Here is a 20,262-nt window from a genome sequence, read left to right on the forward strand (position 1 = left end):
GGACAGCTATTTATAATTGGATATATTTACGAGCTTTAATATCCAATCCATGAAGATTTTTAGATTATCGTTTATCATACTATCGCTCTTATCTGTACTCAGTTTTTCTTCTTCGGCCCAAACCGATACCATTAGCATCAACAGCATCATTACCAAAACCAATAAGGTATTGAGCGATTACCCTGCTGAAAAGATTTACCTTCATTTTGACAAGCCTTATTACGCCGTAGCCGATACGGTTTGGTTTAAAGCTTATGTTACCGAAAACCAGAATTTCTTATCCGGAATTAGTAAAATCATTTATGTGGATGTGATCAATCAGAAAGATTCCCTTATCCAAACCTTAAAATTACCCATAACAGGTGGATTTGCTTATGGCAGCTTCCCTTTAGATCAGATCAACTATAAACAAGGTAACTACCACATCAGGGCTTATACGCTATGGATGCTCAACAGTGATGACCCCGCTTATTTTAACAAAACTTTTTACGTTGGCGAAGCCATTGACAAGGAGGTAAAAACACATATTACTTATAAAAATACCTCTACAGATAAATTAGAAAAAATTGACGCCCGTGTGCAATTTAAAGATGCCAATAATAAACCCTACGCCAATAAAAATGTGAGTTGGCAGGTGGTGACCAGCTATACCGTAATTGCCAAAGGCAGAGGCACAACAGATGCCAATGGTTATTTAACCATCGCCATGAGTAATGCACAAAAGGCCGAATATCAATTACAGAAAGGTGAACTGATTACCAGCATTAATACCACTGATAAAGATGTGGCAAGCAGCAGCTTCCCGCTTAAAAACGCCATCGTAAACAAAGATTTTCAATTTTTTCCTGAAGGTGGCAGTTTAATTGCCGGCCTAACCAACAAGATAGCTTTTAAAGCCATTAAAAGTGATGGCTTGGGTATCAGTTCAAAAGGGACAGTTACCGATAACGATGGCAAAACGGTGGCCACCTTTACAGCTCAGCATTTAGGAATGGGTAGTTTTAACTTATTGGCCGAGGCTGGAAAAACTTATAAGGCTGCTGTTACCTACGCCGATGGAACTACTCAAAATTATAATTTACCGGCTGTTGCCGCAAATGGCGTTTCTGTAAGTATAGATAACAGCAGTGCAGATAATATAGCCATAAAAATTTCGGCTAACGATGCCTTCTTCGAACAGAACCAGGGCAAAAAGCTTTATTTAATAGCACAAAGCAAGGGTGTGATCTGTTATGGTGCACAAACTGTATTATCAAATAAAGAATATAATACTACCGTACTTAAATCTAAATTCCCAAATGGAATTGCACAATTTACGCTGTTTAATGAATTTGGTAAACCCTTAAGCGAAAGATTGGTTTTTGTTCAGCATAAAAATACCATGGCGGTAACGCTCACCAGTGCAGCCACTACTTATGGCATCAAGAAAAAGGTGAAGATAAATGTAGCGGCCAAAAAAGATGGCGCTCCTGTAGAAGGCAGTTTTTCTGTAGCTGTTGTAGATGAAACCAAAGTCCCTTCGAGCGAAGATGCCACCAGTACAATATTAACAGGCCTGTTATTAAGCAGCGATGTTAAAGGTTACATTGAAAAAGCAAATTACTATTTTAATGCGCCTGATGCCAAGAAAAATGCAGATTTAGATATACTGCTCCTCACCCAAGGTTACCGCAGTTTTAAATATACCGACATCATTGCCAATAAATTGCCAAAAATTGATTTCTTACCGGAACAGGGCATCGAAATTTCTGGTATTTTACGTCAGAACAATGGTATTCCGGTGAGGAAGGGCGCCCTGCTGTTAAGTATCCCTGATAAACGCTTTAACCAGGAAGGTACTACAGATCCGGTTGGAAACTTTAAATTTTCTAACCTGGTATTTAACGATTCATCCAAAGTAACCATTACGGCCAAGTATAATGCAAACTATAAAAACATGACCCTAAGCTTAAATGGCGCACCTATACCTACACTAACCAAAAACTTTAGTGCTGCAGAAGAGGTTTTAAATATCGATAGCACATTAACCAGTTATTTAGATAACAGTAAGAAACAATACGCTTACTTACATACCTTAAAAGATGTAAACATTAAAGCCACTGCGGTTCCTAAAGTAAGTCATAAAGATTATCCTGCATTGAGCGGACTAAGCCAAATGGCCGACCATGAAGTGAGTGGTGAACGGTTTAAGGGTTGTGGTTTATTGATTAACTGCTTACAAGGCATGCTGGCAGGCGTTACCTTTGCCGATAATAACTTTTATGTAACCCGCGATTACAACCAGGGCAAAAAAATCCCGATGGGCATTTTCATTAACGGTATGAATGTGGATGTAAACCAGATTAATACGATAGACGTTAACCAACTCGAATCGGTTGAGGTATTTTTAAGAGACGATTTAGGTTTGGTAAACCGTGCCAACAATGTAAATGGTGTAATTGTATTTAACCAGAAAAAAGCACCTAAAGGTACCAGGATTACAAAAGCTCAGTTAATGGATATGCTTCCTAAATACTATGAGCTTACCTTCTCGCCACAAGGTTATAACAAAGAAAAACAGTTCTACTCACCTAAATATGACGTACCTGCCAGCATGAACCGGAACGATTTAAGAACCACCATTTACTGGAACCCTAAAGTAGTTACGGATGCAACGGGTAATGCTTCTTTTGAATATTACAACGCTGATGGTAAAGGACAGTACAAAGTAATTATTGAAGGTATAGATGCCAATGGAAATTTAGGAAGATCGGTTTTTAAGTACACCGTAAAATAGACAGTTGATGGAAAATGTAAGATGGGTGATGGTACTGGATTCCTTCCCTCATCCATCTCACATTTCCGATCTTACATCATCCATTTTACCTCTTACATTTTCCATCCTAAATTACCTCAAACGGCAACTTTTCTCCTTTTAAACCAGCCAAAACATTTTTAACAATAATCTGCGCCATGGCTGCCCTGGTTTCTTCGGTAGCCGAGCCAATATGTGGTAAAACGGCAACGTTTTCCATAGCCAGCAAAGGATTATTTTTATCCATCGGTTCCGGGTTGGTTACATCCAAACCTGCTCCCCATATTATTTTCTCTTCTAAGGCTTTGATTAAATCCTTTTCATTATGAATACCACCCCTGGCTGTATTAATGAAAATTGAATTGGGTTTCATCTGCTTAAAAACATCGATCGTAAATTTATCTTTGGTTTCGGGTGTTAGCGCGGTATGGACAGAGAGCACATCACTTTTTGCCAAAAGTGTTTCAAAGGATACATATTTTGCGCCGATTTCTTTTTCGGCTTCTTCGTTACGCGATCGGTTATGATAAATCACCTCCATTTGGTAGGCTGCAGCACATTTTTTGGCCATTTCTAAACCAATTTTGCCCAGTCCAAAAATACCGAGGGTTTTGCCGTTTACTTCAATCCCTAGTTCTGGCGAGGGTTCATAATTTTTCCAGTCTCCCTGAATGATTTTTTTATGCGAGAAAAAAGCCTTTCGAGATACGGCCAGCATCAGTAAAAAAGCCGTATCGGCAGTTGCCGCACTTAAAACGCCTGGCGTATTACCAATGGGGATATTTAATTTTTTAGCAGTGGTTAAATCAACCTGATCAAAACCTACCGAATGGAGTGCAATTACCTTTAAATGCTTGCAGGCATTTAAAAATTCGGCATTCAGTTTATTAGGACCTACGCTAATCAAAGCATCCTGATCCTTGCAGGCTTCAATCAGCTCTTCTGCCGTAATCTGCCTGTTTTCTTTCCATTGGGTAATGGTAATATTATTTTCTTCCAGTTGCTTTAAACCAACCGGAGCCATGTTGCCGCTTATAAATACTTTCATATGTATTTAACAGTAAACCCGCACCAGGAGTTTTAATTATGCTTATTTTACCGTAGTGGTAAGTACCTGGTAAGTGTTTGCACTAAAGTAACCCAATGCATTATTGGTAATATTTGATGTTGGATTAGCCGGCGTGGTACCCTGGTTAGGTCCGCGGTCTGACTGTTGGCTTAATGCATACCAATAATTAAAAATATTACTGTCAATACATTCCATTTCAATCTTAACCTTATCATTCGTATTCAGCTCATCACTGTCGTGATCGTTGTTGGGTTTAAAAAAGAGCTGGATCCGTAAATCGTTACCGTTGGTTAACCTGTCGTTATAAGCATAATAACGTCTAGACAGTACATCGTTTACATAGAGGTTAAAATGGTAGAAATTGACTTCATTAACCGGATCTTTTAAAAAGACTGCTGCTGTTTTACGATCGCGGCCAAAAAAATTATTTTTAATGACCCCAATTGAATCCATTTTAACCACATTGGGCATTTTAGAACTCGCGGTATAGTTTTGTCCTTCAATAGTGGCATTTAAATGATAGGTAACGCCAGGCTCGCCTTTCATACGATTAATATAAGTACCGGGCTTGGTTCCCTCTTTAAATACATATGTATTTCCTTTGCTATCAGTTACGGTAACTGAAGCGCCTGAAATTGCAGGAAAAATATTTTCTTCGGTATAACCTATCGTTTTGCTGATTTTAATTTGCTGGTCTATCAACTGGTTATTAATAATCCCTTCAATCACTACCTGTGGATCGGCATTTTCCGTATCAATGGAAATAATTTTCTTACATGAAGAGAGACACAGCGCAAATAAGGCAAAATATATTGTTAGTTTTTTCATGGCATTAAAATTTAAAATCCCAGGTAACAGAAGGGATCAGTCCAAAAAGCGAGGTTTGCTGCGCGGCAGTTTTATTCGGGTTTTGTGGGTCGGTAATAAACTCAATCGAATAAGGATTTTTCCTGGCCAATACATTGTAAATACCAAAATTCCAGCTCGATTGGTATTTGCCTTTTTTCTTACCTGCTAATGTTGCACTTACATCTAAACGCATGTTGTAAGGCATACGGCCTGCATTGCGCTGAGTGTAATAATAGGCTGGTTGCCCGCCAACGGTATATTTTCCTGCCGGATAGGTAACCGCATTACCGGTACTGTAAATAAAGCTTGACGAAAATGTCCACCTTGAGGTCATGTTATAAATGCCAACCAATGAAATATCGTGTGTACGGTCTTGCCTGGCCGGAAAATAGTTGCCGTTATTCAGTTCTGTAAATTTGCGCTCAGTGCGGGATAAGGTATATCCTATCCATCCGTTCAGTTTGCCAAATTTCTTTTTAAAAAACAGTTCCATCCCATAAGCCCGGCCTACGCCGTATATCAGTTCAGATTCTACATTAGAGTTGGCCAGCAGCTGGGCGGCATTTTTATAATCGATCTGGTTTTGCAGCCATTTATAATAAATTTCGGCAGAGAGCTCGTAGGTATTCTCTTTAATATTTTTAAAATAACCCAATGCCACCTGATCGGCAATTTCTGGTTTGATGTTATTGCTGCTTAACACATACTGATCGGTTGGCGAACTCGAAGTGGCATTGGTTAAAATATGAACGTTCTGTGTATTGCGGTTATACGAGGCTTTAATTGAGTTTTGTTCGTTCAGCAGGTAACTTACCGAAAAGCGGGGCTCGAGGTTGAAATAGTTTTTATAGAATTTGCCTTTGGCTACATTTTCTGTAGAGGTGATTTCGCCTGCCGGATCATAGGTATTAAAATTTCCTGGTCCCATTAAAGAAAAAGCGGCCAGCCTAACACCATATAAAAAATTGAGGTGCTCGTTTACATTCCATTCATCAGAAATATAGGCAGCAGATTCTATCCCATACCTACGCTCTTGCGTAAGCGAATTTACCTGCGAAGAAGCATCGCTATCAATATCAATCGGCGATATGCGGTGCTGGGTAGCATTTAGCCCGAACCTGAGAATATGTTTGTTGCTGAAATACTGAAAATCTTCTTTAAAATTAAAATCGCGTACCAGCGAAGTAGCCTTAAAATTAGTGGCATCGTTGAGCAAACGAACGGTATAATTATAATTGTTGTAAATGAACGATGTGTTAGAAAATAAACGATCACTAAAAATGTGGTTTAAGCGGATGGTGGTGGTTACATTGCCCCAGTTGTTCTCAAACAAATCCTTTACTCCAATATTATCCTTACCAAAATAACCCGAAATATAAATAGTGTTTTTATCATTAATTTTGTAATTCGCCTTAGCATTGATATCGTAAAAATTTAAGGTACTGCCGTTAACAGACGAATCTGGCGAAGCCCTTAAAAACAGATCGATATAGGTTCTACGGAAACTTACCATAAATGAACCTCTATCTTTAACAATGGGTCCTTCTGCTTTTAAACGCGAGGCAATTAAACCTATACCGCCCTGAAACTTAAATTCTTTATTGTTTCCATCATCCATTTTAACATCTAAAACAGATGATAATCGGCCACCATACTGCGCCGGCATGCCACCTTTGTACAAACTTACATCTTTAATCGCATCGGCATTGAAAGTTGAGAAAAAGCCAAGCAGGTGTGAAGAATTATACACCACAGCCTCATCTAAAATGATTAAATTCTGGTCGGCTGCTCCACCGCGGACATAAAAACCTGTATTTCCTTCTCCACCTGATTTTACGCCTGGCAACAACTGGATGGTTTTTAAAATATCCTTTTCGCCCAGCAATACCGGGATAGAATTAAGCGTTTTCATATCAATCCTTTCCAAACCCATTTGCGCACTTTTAACATTTTCGTTTTTACGATTGTTTGCACTAACGGTTACATCAGCCAGATCGTTTGCACTTCTTAATTCTTCATTCAATTTGGTATCTTTTGTTAAATTGATGGTTTTAACAACAGGCGTATAACCAGTATAACTTACTGCCACCGTGTAAGTTCCTTCAGCTTGCGTTAAAGCGAAATAACCATAATTATTGGTTAAAGTTGCTGCATTAGAAGTACCGGAAATCCTTACCGTTGCGCCAATCAGGGTTTCGCCGGTACCGGCATCGCGAATCGTACCACTAAGTGTAAATTTCTTTTGAGCAAAAATAGAGGCGGAGAAAAAAAACAGGAAAAATAAAGCTAAGTAGTATTTTATGGACATATCGGCTACTATCTAATTTTTAAGGTAGAAACCAAATGTACGAAATCCAAGTTTTATTAATGGATATTGAAGAATTTCCTCGATAAAAGTTTAGTCTTTACTTAGTAATATCAGTATATATGGCAATGTGGTGAGAACGCAAACGGTACGGGCTGAGATGATCTTTACCTGCCTGTTGAAAGGTGATTAATTTAGAAGATTCTTTAGGCATATGGCAATCGATGCAATTTTTGCTGAGCGATCCCTTTGTTAAAGTAACCTCACTGTGTTTTGTATTTTGGTGACAGCTGATACAGCGTTGCGAGTAAATCTTTAAATTACCTTTAATATTTTCGTGCGTATTATGGCAAGATTGGCAGGTCATATTTTCGCTTTTCCGGTAACAATTACTCCCCATTAACATATTGGTCTGGTTGCCATGCACATCTGGATTGCCACCACCAAAACCCACAAAATCCTGAGCGTAGTAATCATCTAAATGATCACCGGGTGTAAAACCAAAAACCGATTTTTGGGCAACCAGGGCATTTCCCGAATGGCAAACCCCGCAGGCATCCATCTTTTGTTTACGACTGAGTGTTTTATAAATGGTGATGAACTTAGCGGTTTTCTCTGCTGGATTTTCAAGATGAAAAACGGCATGTTGCCGGCCCGGTCCGTGGCAACGCTCACAATCAATACCATAAAGCAAGGCACCACGCTCCATTTCTTCATCTGTGGTAATACCCGAAGTTTGGGTTACTTTTTTATCTATGTACGAGGCATGGCATTCTAAACAACGGCTTCCAATGGGCCGGTCGTAATAAAAGGTTTGTTTTGTAAAACCCGGACTAATGGCCCAATTACGGATCTCGGAGAAATAGGAAAGTGGCAACTCATACAGCTTTTTACCTTTCCAATAGGCATAAGTGTAAGCCTTTTCGCCAGAGCCAAATACCATATCAAACTTTTCGGCGCGTACTTCTTTCCCATCTACGTAAGCAACTTGAAAAACACCACTTTGCCTTTTCTCCATAACTATCTTTTGGTGGGTATCGAAGTTAAAGGCATTGGAATCCGGAGCAAAAACCTTCAACAGTTCCTGGTCGGCCACAGGTTTAGAGGTTAAACCATGTGCGTTATGTGCAAAAGATTGCTTAATCTCTTTATGGCACTTTACGCAGGTGGCAGCGCCGGTATAAGCTTCGCCTCTAATGTCTTTTGGTAACGCATCGGCCGCATTCATGCACCTTGAAAGTATACTGATGATTACTGCCATCACGCCTAAAATAACCAGGATCCTTTTTATACCTTTCAAGATGATGTTTACTTTTTATTTTATAAACTGAATATAACTAAAATTATAACCGCCCGTAGCGGCTAATACCCTAATTTTTTGATTCCCGGCCTTTAAAGGCACATTTTTAATTTCGAAAGTGGCAAACTTTTTCATATCCCCGGTATTTGGAACTTCTACTTCGCTGGCAACGGTTTTACCATCAATTAAAATGTTGATCCGCCCGTTGGCCTGATCAGCCGCTACATTGATTTTTAAAGTATAATTACCTTTTTGTGCCACCTTAATGGTGTATTGTAACCACTCTCCTTTTTCGATATGGTTTACATAATACTTTTCGTACCGGAGGGAATCTTTTGCAATATCGACACCATCATTGCGGTAAATCATGCCGCGGTTTCCGGCCGTCCGCTTATTGGTTACCGTATGGTAATCGGCCGTATCATGATCGAAATAGGCAAATCCGTTTTTTCCTAAATCATAGTCAACCGCGTAAATAATGCTATTGTTCTGGATAAGGTTATCTTTAAAAGGTTTGGTTTCATTGCTAAAGGGCTGGCGGATCATCGCATCGATTACATCACGGTGAATGATGGTGTTTTCTAACCTCGAATAAATGGCCAGTTCCATCAGGCCACTATATACATTGCTATCTTTAGGCTTATTGCCACCATTATTCATGTATTTTACCAGTTCATCGTAATTGGGATTCGATTTAATTTGCATCGGGTTGTTAACACCCATTTTCTTCAAAGGCCACCATGACCAGCCAATATTGTTCTTTTCTAAAAGCTGGATGGCATCGGTAAACCAAACATTCGAATTTTCGCCTGTTTCGCCCAGCCAAACGGGTACATTTTGCTCATCGCGGGCTTTAATGATGTGTGCTATCGAAGCCTGATCGTTATAATTCCAGTATTTATGAAAACTTAAGGCCATATTTTTATCCCAAAGCGGAAAAATACCATTGTAGTTGTTGCCCCATCCATTGCCTTCAATAATGATAAGGTGCTGCTGATCTACCTCACGGATAGCTTTGGTGATATCCACCATCAATTTTTTTAAGGGAGCGTTTACTTTTTCTTTAGTACCGTTTTTATCTTCGTCTGGATTACTGAAACCATAATTGGGTTCATTTATAATATCATAAGCGCCAATGTAGGGTTCATTTTTATAACGTTCGGCCAGCTTACGCCATAAGGCTATGGTTTTCTCCTGATTGGCCTCACTATCCCAGAGGTAGGGCTTCGACGGATCGCGGTCGGCGATGTTTAAATCGTTACCCTGTCCGCCAGGTGCGGCATGTAAATCTAAAATGAGGTACATTTTATTGGCTTTACACCAGTTGAGCAAACTATCGGTTAAGGCAAAACCTTTTTCGAGCCAGGTATTTTGACCAGCCACAGGTTCCTGGTCAACCGGCAGCGTATACAAGTTATAATGCATGGGTAGACGAATTGAATTAAAACCCCAGCGTTTCATGGAGTCAACATCAATTTTACGCATATGGTTGGCCAGCCATGCATCGTAAAATTCCTGTGTTTGCTTCGGCCCCATGAGGTCTGCAATCCTTTCGCGGATGCGGTACTGCTGTGCCTCTTTATTAATTTTAAGCATATAGCCTTCCTGTAACATCCAGCCACCTAAACCAATGCCGCGCAACAATACGTTCTGGCCTTGCCCATCAACAATTTTTGTGCCCGATGCTTTTAAAAAACCCTGACCAAAACCGGCAAACGAAATGCAACTAAACAGAAAAACAGATAAGAGTGATTTTTTTAAAAACATAGTTAAAACGATTGAAAATTACCAGGTATAAGTAGCTACTGCACCCTTATCGAGCGCCGCAGCAAAGGTTTTGCCCTTTAGGCTAATGTTAAACGCAGCAGCCGTTTTGCCCGTATTAGCCACAATAAGTACATACTTTCCATCGGGGGTTTTAAACGCAACATTGGCCAAACCAGCTGGCTCATCAGAAGCAACGCGTACCGAGCCCGGCCTTACAAACTTCGAAGCATGGGCTATAGAGAAATAGGCCAGGTTACGGCTGTAATGATCGCCATCAATGGTAACTGCCCCCTGGCACATGGAGCAACCTCCCCTATCGGTATAAGGTTTATTTTCCGGATCTGCAGCAAGATTCCACTCCAATACATTTTTGGCCCAGTTACGGGTGGCGCCGATGACTAAGCGCGCTACCGGATTTACAATATCAATGGTGGTGGCATCAGGTTGTTCTATCACCATTTGCTCAGAGAAATAAATATTTTTATCTGGATGGGCATTGTGTACATCTGTTAATGCTTCTATCTTTCCTCCATAGAGATGAAAGGCAGATCCATCAATATATTTTTTGGCTTCAGGATCATCTAAAATACTGATCGGATAATCGGGCCGATCGGCATTATGATCATAGATAATAATTTTGGTTTTGATATTGGCTTTTGCAAAAGCAGGGCCTAAAAACCGCCTTACAAAAATCGCCTGATCTGGTGCCACCATTAATAAACTGGGATTATTACCGGGATGTAAAGGTTCGTTTTGCACCGTGATGGCATCGATAGTTATCCCCTGCTTTTTCATTTCCTGTACATAACGCACAAAATATTTGGCATAAGCTGCATAGTATGCTGGTTTAAGCATCCCTCCCCGGGCATCGTATGTTGTTTTCATCCATAAGGGAGGAGACCATGGCGAACCCATTATTTTAATTTTGGGATTAATGGCCAGGATTTCCTTCATTACCGGAATCACATCTGCCTGATCAGGGCCTAAATCAAATTTAGCTTGTTCCAAATCGGTTTGTCCTTCAGGAAGATCGTTGTAAGAAAATACTTTTTCATTTAAATCAGATGCACCAATGCTCAACCTGATATAACTTACGCCAATATTATTGCCATGGGTAGCAAAAAGTTCTCGAAGCAAAGCGGACCTTGCCGGTGCCGACATTTTGATTATATGCTGCGCACTGCCTCCAGTCAAAGCATAGCCAAAACCATCTATACTTTGGAAAGTTTTTTTATCGTTTATTGCAATTACAGGTTGTTTGCTTTTAGCGGTAGACACCTTTAAACCTGTTGCCTGTCGGGTAAATAAGGCTGTACGATCGGCTTTGGTTAACCACACCTGTGGCTGGCTTTGCGCCATAGCCGAAAAAGTAAAAGCACAACCCATTAAGAGTCCAACGGACTTGGTAACTAGCATATAAGGGAAATAATCTGATGAAAAACAGGAAGAAAGACTTCGCTCTCTCCCTGTAACAATTAAACTTAAGGATATATATTTTCGACTTTATTTAGTACCACCCCATTCTTTGCTTTGTACAATTTTGGTATTGTTTAACTCCGCTTGCGGGATAGGTAAAGTTTCATTTTTATTGGCCTGAAATCCTTTAAAGGCCAGTTTAGTTGGCGCAAGTCCCCATCTCACCAAATCAAACCATCTTTGCCCTTCGGCTACCAGTTCCAGACGTCTTTCTTTCATGATATTATCCATGGTTACCTCCACAGGATTTAACCCCACCCGCGCTCTAACTGCATTAAAGAAAATATAAGCCCTGGTGCCCGTACCAACAGCTGCACCGCTGCGTAACAAGGCTTCGGCTTCCATTAAGTAGGTATCAGCTAAACGGATTTCATACATATTCTGACCAAAGTTTAGTTCCAACTGGCCAACAGCAGCTTTGGTAGAAACCCTGCCAGCATATTTTTCAACAAAATATCCGGTATTATCATTTGCATGTTTATAGGTTACAATACCTGCTTTTTCCAAACTATCTAAATTGGCAACCGTAGGTTTGTTACGCGGATCGTAATGGATTAAATCAAACAATTCTTTGGTTATTGGCATTACACTCCAACCCGACACATAATCTGGTGCTTGTGCTGCAATTACAGGCACATAGTTACGTGGCCCTACCAAAATGCCCATCACATTACCTTCACGGCTACCAACGTTACTCCAGCCCATGTTAGAGGTAGTATTGTAACTAAGTTCTAAAACAGACTCTGAATTGAATTTATTTTTCCAGTTCCATAAATCGGCAAATTTTGTCAATAATTTATAGCCATAGGTACTTGCACCAGGAGCTGTACCATTAACTTCGGCAAACTCTGCAGCTGCCAGGGCCCATTTTTCCTGCCATAAATAAACCTTACCTAAAACTGCATGTGCTGCACCTTGATTTAAGCGTCCTGCATCTGCAGTAGGGATCGTTACCGGGAGCGCAGGTAATGCATCTTTTAAATCCTGTTCTATCTGTTTGTAAACATCTGCCGGAGCAACCTGCGTAACATCGAACATAGCAGAAGGCTCAATAGGCGCTAAGATCAACGGTATATTCTTGAAAATGCGTACCAAATCAAAATAAAATATGGCCCGCAATGCTTTAGCTTCAGCAATATACCGCGCCTTGGTTGAAGCATCCATGTTAATGCCTTCTATTTTTTTCAGTAGCACATTTGCGCGGTAAACACCGGTAAAGCCTTTACTCCATAAATAACTTGGTGCACCCGATAAAGAGTTTACGGTATAATTATTCATGGCTTGCATATCTCCTAAATCTGATGGGGAATCGGCACCAGCATAATGATCATCTGAGGCAGAGCAAAATAAATTAAGCTTGGTAAGGTAACCACTGGATTGATTACCCAATTGATCGTAAACCGCTACCAAACCCGTAAATGCCTGTTGCTGATTTTGATAATAATTTGTCTCCAATATGCGTTCGCGTGGATTTACCTCGAGCTGTTTTTCACAAGAAACGATAAGCTGAGAAGCGGTTAAAAGGGCTGCAATAGCTAAAATATTCTTTTTCATTTTTAATTTTTTTTAGAATCCAACATTTAAACCTACCATAAACGAACGGGCTTGCGGATAAACGCCACGATCTACACCCAATACAGTTCCACCGATTTCGGGATCGTAACCGGTATATTTTGTAATGGTCCACAGGTTTTCGCTCATTAGATAAACCCTAACTTTTTGTGCGCCGATTTTTTTAATCACATCACCTGGAAGATTATAACCTACCTGAAGGGTTTTTAAACGGAAGTAATCACCTTTTTCTAAATAATTTTTAGAGAATTTGGTATAGTTTCCATTCAAATCCTTATCTGCAACACGCGGGATATTGGTTGAAGTGTTGGTTGGTGTCCACCTGTCAAGAATGGATTGTTGCCAGTTTCCGTAAGTGACATCCAAACGTCTTAATCCCTGGAAAATCATATTTCCGCCTACCCCATTTCCGAAGGCTACGAAATCAAAGTTTTTGTAAGCCAGATTAATGGTAATGCCGTAGGTATATTTTGGAAGCGGACTGCCTAAATAAGTACGATCACTGCCATTTATCGTTTCGTTGCCATCTAAGTTGGCAAATTTAACATCGCCTGGTTTTGCAGAAGGTTGCAATATGGTACCCCCCGGACCTCTGTAAGCATTAATTTCTGCCTGCGACTGGAAAATGCCAAGCGCTTCATAACCATAAAATTCATTAAATGCACGTCCAAGTCCGGTACGGGTAAAGTTGCCCATTCCCTGAAAGCTTTGTGCGTTATCTTCAATAAATTCTCTTCCTGGCAATAGTTTGGTTACTTTATTTTTCAGCGTCGAAATATTGGCGTTAATACCTAAATTAAGTTCTCCGATTTTTTTTCTGTAACCCAATTCGAATTCGATACCGGTATTCTGCATATCGCCAACATTTTCTGCGGCACCGCCAGCAGCACCTAAATAAAGCGGAATAGAAGGCGTTTGCAACACACCAATGGTTTTCTTTTTGAAGTAAGAAGCACTCAGGCTAAAATCATTAAATAAGGTTGCATCTAAACCGATATCTGTCTGGTGGGTTTCTTCCCATTTCAAATTTGGGTTTGATAAGGCAGCCGGACTCCATCCAATGGTACTTACATCGGTAGTACCAAAAGTATAGTTACGTCCGCTATTCACTAATGATATGTAACTGAAATCGCCAATGGCGTCATTTCCTGTAATACCATAACTACCACGTAATTTTAAGAAGTTAACAATCTTGTTTTCTTTCCAGAAAGCTTCTTTTGTAGGTACCCAGCCAATTGATGCTGAAGGGAAATAACCAAAGCGGTTGTTGGTACCAAAGCGTGAAGAACCATCACGACGGATAATACCTGTAAATAGATATTTTTCATCATAATCATAAGTTACACGGGTAAACAACGAGTTCACAACATGCAAGGTGGCATCACTACCATCACCCTGGATATCGGCAGTTGCCGGCTTATAGTTTAAATTGGCCTGATAAAAATCCTGGGCAATAATATTGTTAAACCGTACATTTAAACCGCGGTTATTGTTGTCCATATAATAACCCTGACCCAAAATAGCATAGGCATGGTGTTTACCAAAACTCTTAGTATAGCTGATGGTATTTTCCCAGTTATAATTTAGGGTCATGTTCATCTCGCGATAGAAGTTGGTCTTAGAATTCGTATTTGCAGGACTCAACCAGTATAGTGGTGTATAAGATTCTGAACCATAGAAGGCAAGTTTAGTTCCTAACGACGACCTGAATTTTAAATTTTCAATAGGCTCAATTTCTAAGAAAGCATTACCAACAATGTTATGATCCCAACCATAGTTACCTAATCTGGTTTGATTATACGCTAAAGGATTACTCATTTCCTGACCAACAGGGCCCGATATACCATAAGGAAATCCTGTTGCCGGATCTCTTATAATATTGGCTATGGTGTAAGGAGATTTGTTAATGATGTTTGGATCGGTTTGAATAACCGGTGTTATCGGATCTAAATGAATGGCCGAACTTAAAGGACCACCAAACTCGCTATTGGTATTACCTAAAGACTTGTTAACCGAATGGCTGTAACCTAAATTCTCGCCAAAGCTTATCCACTTAGCTGGCTTAAATGTGGAATTAAGACGGATGTTAGCACGATTAAAACTGGAAATAGGTGTGGATACAATACCATCCTGATCGATATAACCAAAAGAAGTGTAAAAGGTAGATTTATTGGTTCCGCCTGAAACGCTGAACTCATGGGTCTGTCTGCGGGCGTCGTTATTAAAAACGACTGATTGCCAATCAGTACCCTCGCCAAAAGCAGATGGATTGGCATAAGGCAATGTAAAAGTGCCGTCGGTTGCCGCATTATAACTGTTTGCATAGGCTTCATTCCTTATGGTAGCATATTCTGTCGCATTTAAGAGTTTTAACTTTTTAGCAGGCGCCTGTGTACCGTAAAATCCATTGTAGTTAATAGATAATCGGCCTTCTCTACCTTTTTTTGTAGACACGATAATTACACCATTTGCCGCTCTTGCACCATAAATGGCCTGCGAAGCTGCATCTTTTAAAACCTCAATAGATTCAATATCTGATTGGTTTAAATAACCAATACCTCCATTATCTACAATTACGCCATCCACTACCCAAAGCGGATCGTTATTGCCTGAAGATGCAAAAGAGGTAAAACCCCGTACCCGAACTGTTGAAGCAGATCCAGGTTGTCCATTACCACTGGCAATTGTTAAACCAGATGTTCTTCCCTGCAAGGCCTGTTCTACCCTGTTGATTGGCATCGATTCCAGATCTTTCGCTTTTACGCTGGAGATTGATCCCGTTACAAGTGCTTTTTTCTGTGTACCGTAACCCACCACGACCACCTCGGATAAATCTTTTGAGTTGGCAGACAGCGATACATTAATCCGGCCATCAGCCGGAACAGTTATCGTTTGCGTGGTCATACCGATTAAGCTGATGTTTAATTTTCCGCCTACGGGCGCCTGAATACTGAAAACACCATTGGCATCAGTAGATGCAGCTTTAGTTGTACCCTCCAGCCGAACGGTTACACCCGGTAAAGGACTACCGTTTTGTTCTGTTACTTTTCCTGTAACGGGAATGTCTTGTGCCAATAAGGCCAACGGAAATGCGAGGATACAGTAAATGAAGAATACGAATGTAAATCTTCTTCTCATAGAAATTACTTTTAAGTTAATGAATTTGGTTAGCTCATGATACAGTCTTACTGGTTGCTGTTTCATGAATCAAATCTATACACGTAGCGTGGAATAGCACAATTCACTACTACTACACAAACCATACAGTGGCCTTAAAAAGGGCAAAATAAACGGAAGAACAGGCCTACATAAGCCCTACAGAATGAATATAAAGACCTATATTACAGTCATTTAAACATTCGCATTAAAAATAAATGCTTTTGTAATAAAAACATACGTTTAAGGCATTTTTTGTCGTGCTATTTCAATCAGGAATTCGTACAAATTGGTTTCCGGCTTTAGTTGGAGTTTTTTTCGAAGGCGGTAACGGCCTACCTCAATTGCTTTAATCGTCACGTTCATTAGCTGTGCCATTTCTTTTGAAGAAAGGTTCATTGAAAGGTAGGCGCAAAACTTCAGATCGTTCTGGCTCAGGTCCGGATAAAGATCTTTAAGGCGGCTAAAAAATTCGGTATTTACATGATTAAAATGCACACTCATATGATCCAGTTCCTGGTCTTTCTTTTCTACATCCTTAATCAGCCTGATCAGGTGCCTGAAACTTGGCGAACTCTCGTTAAGGTCGTGGTTTTTAATTACTGCCGATATCACCTCTTTAATCTTCGCCAAAACCTTTCCCCGCTGTACCAGGTGCATGGTCATGGTAGAAAGTTCTTTATTCTTATAATTCACATCGGCTTCAAGCTTTTCATTCTGCAGCCGCACAATTTCCTTTTCGTTTCTGTCCAGTTCCAGCTGATGCAGGTAACTCATGCGCTCCTGCTCCTTAATGTGTTTATTTTTTTGCCACCTGATAATTAATTTAAGCGCAATTACAATTAAAATGAGGTAAAAAATCCGCATCCAAATGGTATTGTACCAGGCTGGCAGCACCACAAAAGTATAACTGACCACTTCCGATTCGTTACTGATACCGGTACTCGCCTTAACATTAAACGTATATTTTCCGGCTGGCAAATTGGTATAATCTTTTTCGCTTTTCGTGCCCCATGCAGACCATTCGCTATCAAAGCCAGTAAGCTGATAACTGAATTTGATGTTTTTATCATGCTCAAAGAGTGTTGAGGCGTATTCGAAGTGGATCGAATTCAGGCTGTTTACATATTCAGGTATTTCATTCAAATCCTGTTTAGATACAATGTTCCCTTTATTTACAAAATACCCTCCAAAAACCACACTATCCTTATTTCCCATTAGCTTAACGGTCCCCAGTACCACATTTGGCCGGGTTATATTCTGAATGTATTTTTTGTAATTGATATGGTAAGCTCCTTTATTGGCCCCGATAAATATATTCTGGCTATCAGGCGCATATATCGATTCGAAACCACCAACCACTTTTCCATTCAGCTCGGGCAGGTATAAAATACTGAACGGATTTTTTCCACTCGGTCTATGGAAATCGATAACGCCAACTTTTTTATTGGTAATAAACCAGATATTACCGTCGTTATCTTCCTTCAGATATTGAATAGGAATACGGTTAAGGGCTGAGCCGAACAATTTAAAACGGATAAACTTTTTGCTCGCGGCATGATATTCAAAAACTCCACTAGTAGTGGCAATGACGACCCTGTTTTTAATATGAAATACATAATTGTAGAGCTTGGTTGGCAAACCATCCCGGTCAGAGAATAACGTAGTACGCAGAACACTTTTATGATCGGGATTGAGTTCTATTTTATATACGCCATGATACGGATGTGAAGCCCAGATTTGGTCAGGATTATTGTTATCTGCCACAATAAAACGCAGGGTTTCGTTAATACCGGCAATTTTACCACCATTTATAAAGTGGCTTCCATCGTAAGTGAGTTCCTGCAGTCCGGCATAAGTACCGGCTATTACCTCTTTGCTCGGATAAACATTATCTATGGGTTGGTACATCCAGGTACCGATTGCGCTATACAGTGGTGTAGCAACATTTTCTTTCACCAGCAGGGTTCCATCTTCATGTGCCATCAGTAGCTGACCGTTAATTTCATCTAGTCCCCATACCTGCCCTTTACTATTTTTCACCTCCTCGAAATTGGCGGGAGAATAGCTTAAATCGGGCATTGCCGTATTAATTTTGGCCTGGTACAGACCATTTGAAGTACCAATATAAATCGATTTGCCGTATTTACTGAAAGCGTAACTGGTAATCTGTTTATTGCGATCGGGAGAAATACTCTTAACTGCACTGTTAATGGCCATGTAAGCAATTCCATCATCAAGGGCCAGCCACATATTCTTATCCTTATCCAGTAATATGCCCCTAACGTTATTGTTCTGTAAACCTTCTTTGTAGTTATATTTCTGCACCAAATCACCTTTTTTATTCATGATATACACCCCACCAGAAGTGGTGGCCACCCCGTATAAATCTGAACTGAGCTGGGTGGCAAAATAAATCCGCTCATTTAAAAATACCTGGTTTAAACTGCTGCTTAAAGGTTTTAGCTGATGGTTAATAAGCAAAAACAATCCTTTTTTTAACATCGAAACCAGTAAAGTATCGCCACTATAAGGCAATACAGAGGTTATACCGGAGCGGTTTAAAACACTGTCCTTGCAAAATGGTTTCCACATGCCATGATCGTAAATCATGAGTCCCGAATCAGACGACTGCGAAAAAATTTTACCTTTTGCAGTACCCATAAACATCCAGGTGGTATTGGTTTTATAACTTTTAATTACCCCGTCTTTATAATGCAGAATAGCATGTATCGACCTAAAAAACACCTCATCCCGAACAACCGAAACACCCCAGATATCGGCCAGTTTCCGCATATTTTCGGGCAATAGATTTAATAGCGAGGTATATGTTAAAACACCCTGTGCATTTGGATAGAAATAGCCAAACTCATCTTGTCCACCTACATAAATACGGTTTTTAGAATCGATCCCCACCGAACGCACGGAGGTAAAGTTGGGTAACTTGAACAGGTTCCAATAGCGGCCGTTAAAAGTAAGCAAGCCCTCGTTGTTGCCAAAATACAGGATGCCATTTTTATCCTGCTCTACATTCCAGTTCTGGATACCGCCATTATATTGTTCGTTATTGTAGTTTACCACCTGCGGGATGCCCAATAGCAACTGTGCATGAGTAGAATAAGCAGTAAAGAAGAATAATATAGCTAGTAAAAGTCTCTTCATTTTGGTTAGGGAGGAGTTAAAACGCAATAATAAATATATAATTTTAATTCTGGTTAACCTTGTATACAACTATTAGCTAATTTCCTTTTAGCTGTGCAAAAGGCGAAAAAACTAATACTTAAGTATTATAAGGCGTTGAGAAAAAAAGGTTACTTTTTTCAAAGCATGTGCAAAAAAAGTTTTTTAACCATATAAGAAATTTAAGAGTATGTAAGCTTATATGTTCTTATATGTCTTACATGGTAAAATTGATAGGGATCTTTTGGCGGTTGGTTCAGGCTTGCGTGCGTTTCAAACGCGTGCATCAATAGCTTAACGATTGCATCGTTTAATGCGCACCATTTATAAAGACATCTTTGAACATCTAATCTTTTTGCTTTGGTCTTTCAGCTTTAGTCTTCCTATTATTTTGAAGCGCACCACCTGTGGTTAGTAGGTTGGGTTCGGTCCCGCTTTCCCTGCAAGTCCTCACTCATACTTCGCTCCGGGCTTTCCGTTCTATCGGGGCTAGTTTATTGAAGACCGTGGTTTATTTGTGCTGAACAACATCCTGAAAATTCCTAAACATATAAGAAATTGAAGGTCATGTAAGCTGATGTGTCCTTATATATCTTATATGGTAAAACCCTTAGTTGTCAGACTCTAATACTTGCGCGCGTTTCTAACGCGTGCATCAATAGCTTAACGATTGCATCGTAACATTACTCCAATACACTTTGATCACCTGATGCAAATAAATTTTAATCTCAATATCCTTAAGATAGATTTCTCCACTTCGTTGCACTCCGGTCGAAATGACGGAATTTCCTGTT

General features: G+C 40.0%; 10 protein-coding genes. 1 reads left to right on the forward strand and 9 read right to left on the reverse strand.

Translation table 11 applies throughout. The features are described from left to right. Positions 1-49 precede the first annotated feature (49 nt). Positions 50-2,776: a carboxypeptidase regulatory-like domain-containing protein gene (locus ABEG20_RS15060; protein WP_406824114.1), complete on the forward strand. Its 2,727-nt coding sequence runs from the start codon at positions 50-52 to the stop codon at positions 2,774-2,776. Positions 2,777-2,882: 106 nt separating this feature from the next. Here ABEG20_RS15060 and ABEG20_RS15065 read toward each other — a convergent pair whose 3' ends face one another. From ABEG20_RS15065 to ABEG20_RS15105, 9 genes are all read right to left on the reverse strand, one after another. Continuing rightward, the gene (locus ABEG20_RS15065) at positions 2,883-3,842 is read right to left on the reverse strand and encodes a 2-hydroxyacid dehydrogenase (protein WP_406824115.1); all 960 of its coding nucleotides are present in this window, start codon (positions 3,840-3,842) and stop codon (positions 2,883-2,885) included. Positions 3,843-3,884: 42 nt separating this feature from the next. Further along, a complete protein-coding gene (locus ABEG20_RS15070) occupies positions 3,885-4,691 on the reverse strand; it encodes a DUF4249 domain-containing protein (RefSeq protein WP_406824116.1) in 807 nt (268 codons plus the stop codon). Between the two features lie 4 nt (positions 4,692-4,695). Further along, the gene (locus tag ABEG20_RS15075; RefSeq protein ID WP_406824117.1) at positions 4,696-7,020 is read right to left on the reverse strand and encodes a TonB-dependent receptor; all 2,325 of its coding nucleotides are present in this window, start codon (positions 7,018-7,020) and stop codon (positions 4,696-4,698) included. Positions 7,021-7,117: 97 nt separating this feature from the next. After that, positions 7,118-8,317, reverse strand: coding sequence for a multiheme c-type cytochrome (locus ABEG20_RS15080; protein WP_406824118.1), 1,200 nt, complete (start codon positions 8,315-8,317; stop codon positions 7,118-7,120). A 15-nt stretch (positions 8,318-8,332) separates the two neighbouring features. Further along, complete coding sequence (locus tag ABEG20_RS15085; protein ID WP_406824119.1) at positions 8,333-10,084, reverse strand: cellulase family glycosylhydrolase; 1,752 nt, start codon at positions 10,082-10,084, stop codon at positions 8,333-8,335. A gap of 18 nt (positions 10,085-10,102) precedes the next feature. Next, complete coding sequence (locus tag ABEG20_RS15090) at positions 10,103-11,500, reverse strand: glycoside hydrolase family 30 protein (protein WP_406824120.1); 1,398 nt, start codon at positions 11,498-11,500, stop codon at positions 10,103-10,105. Between the two features lie 87 nt (positions 11,501-11,587). Further along, positions 11,588-13,114 (reverse strand): RagB/SusD family nutrient uptake outer membrane protein, encoded by a 1,527-nt coding sequence (locus ABEG20_RS15095; RefSeq protein WP_406824121.1) that lies wholly within the window; start codon positions 13,112-13,114, stop codon positions 11,588-11,590. A 12-nt stretch (positions 13,115-13,126) separates the two neighbouring features. Further along, positions 13,127-16,270, reverse strand: coding sequence for a SusC/RagA family TonB-linked outer membrane protein (locus ABEG20_RS15100; RefSeq protein WP_406824122.1), 3,144 nt, complete (start codon positions 16,268-16,270; stop codon positions 13,127-13,129). 261 nt (positions 16,271-16,531) lie between these two features. Beyond that, entirely contained in the window at positions 16,532-19,450 is a 2,919-nt protein-coding gene (locus ABEG20_RS15105; RefSeq protein ID WP_406824123.1) for a triple tyrosine motif-containing protein, read from the reverse strand. Positions 19,451-20,262 lie beyond the last annotated feature (812 nt).

Source organism: Pedobacter sp. KACC 23697, assembly GCF_045348445.1.
Classification (GTDB): Bacteria; Bacteroidota; Bacteroidia; order Sphingobacteriales; family Sphingobacteriaceae; genus Pedobacter.

Bases quoted from the DNA above. Each gene is read 5' to 3' on its own strand.
- ABEG20_RS15060 (WP_406824114.1), top strand. From the start codon at position 50: ATGAAGATTTTTAGATTATCGTTTATCATACTATCGCTCTTATCTGTA.
- ABEG20_RS15065 (WP_406824115.1), bottom strand. From the start codon at position 3,842: ATGAAAGTATTTATAAGCGGCAACATGGCTCCGGTTGGTTTAAAGCAA.
- ABEG20_RS15070 (WP_406824116.1), bottom strand. From the start codon at position 4,691: ATGAAAAAACTAACAATATATTTTGCCTTATTTGCGCTGTGTCTCTCT.
- ABEG20_RS15075 (WP_406824117.1), bottom strand. From the start codon at position 7,020: ATGTCCATAAAATACTACTTAGCTTTATTTTTCCTGTTTTTTTTCTCC.
- ABEG20_RS15085 (WP_406824119.1), bottom strand. From the start codon at position 10,084: ATGTTTTTAAAAAAATCACTCTTATCTGTTTTTCTGTTTAGTTGCATT.
- ABEG20_RS15090 (WP_406824120.1), bottom strand. From the start codon at position 11,500: ATGCTAGTTACCAAGTCCGTTGGACTCTTAATGGGTTGTGCTTTTACT.
- ABEG20_RS15095 (WP_406824121.1), bottom strand. From the start codon at position 13,114: ATGAAAAAGAATATTTTAGCTATTGCAGCCCTTTTAACCGCTTCTCAG.
- ABEG20_RS15100 (WP_406824122.1), bottom strand. From the start codon at position 16,270: ATGAGAAGAAGATTTACATTCGTATTCTTCATTTACTGTATCCTCGCA.
- ABEG20_RS15105 (WP_406824123.1), bottom strand. From the start codon at position 19,450: ATGAAGAGACTTTTACTAGCTATATTATTCTTCTTTACTGCTTATTCT.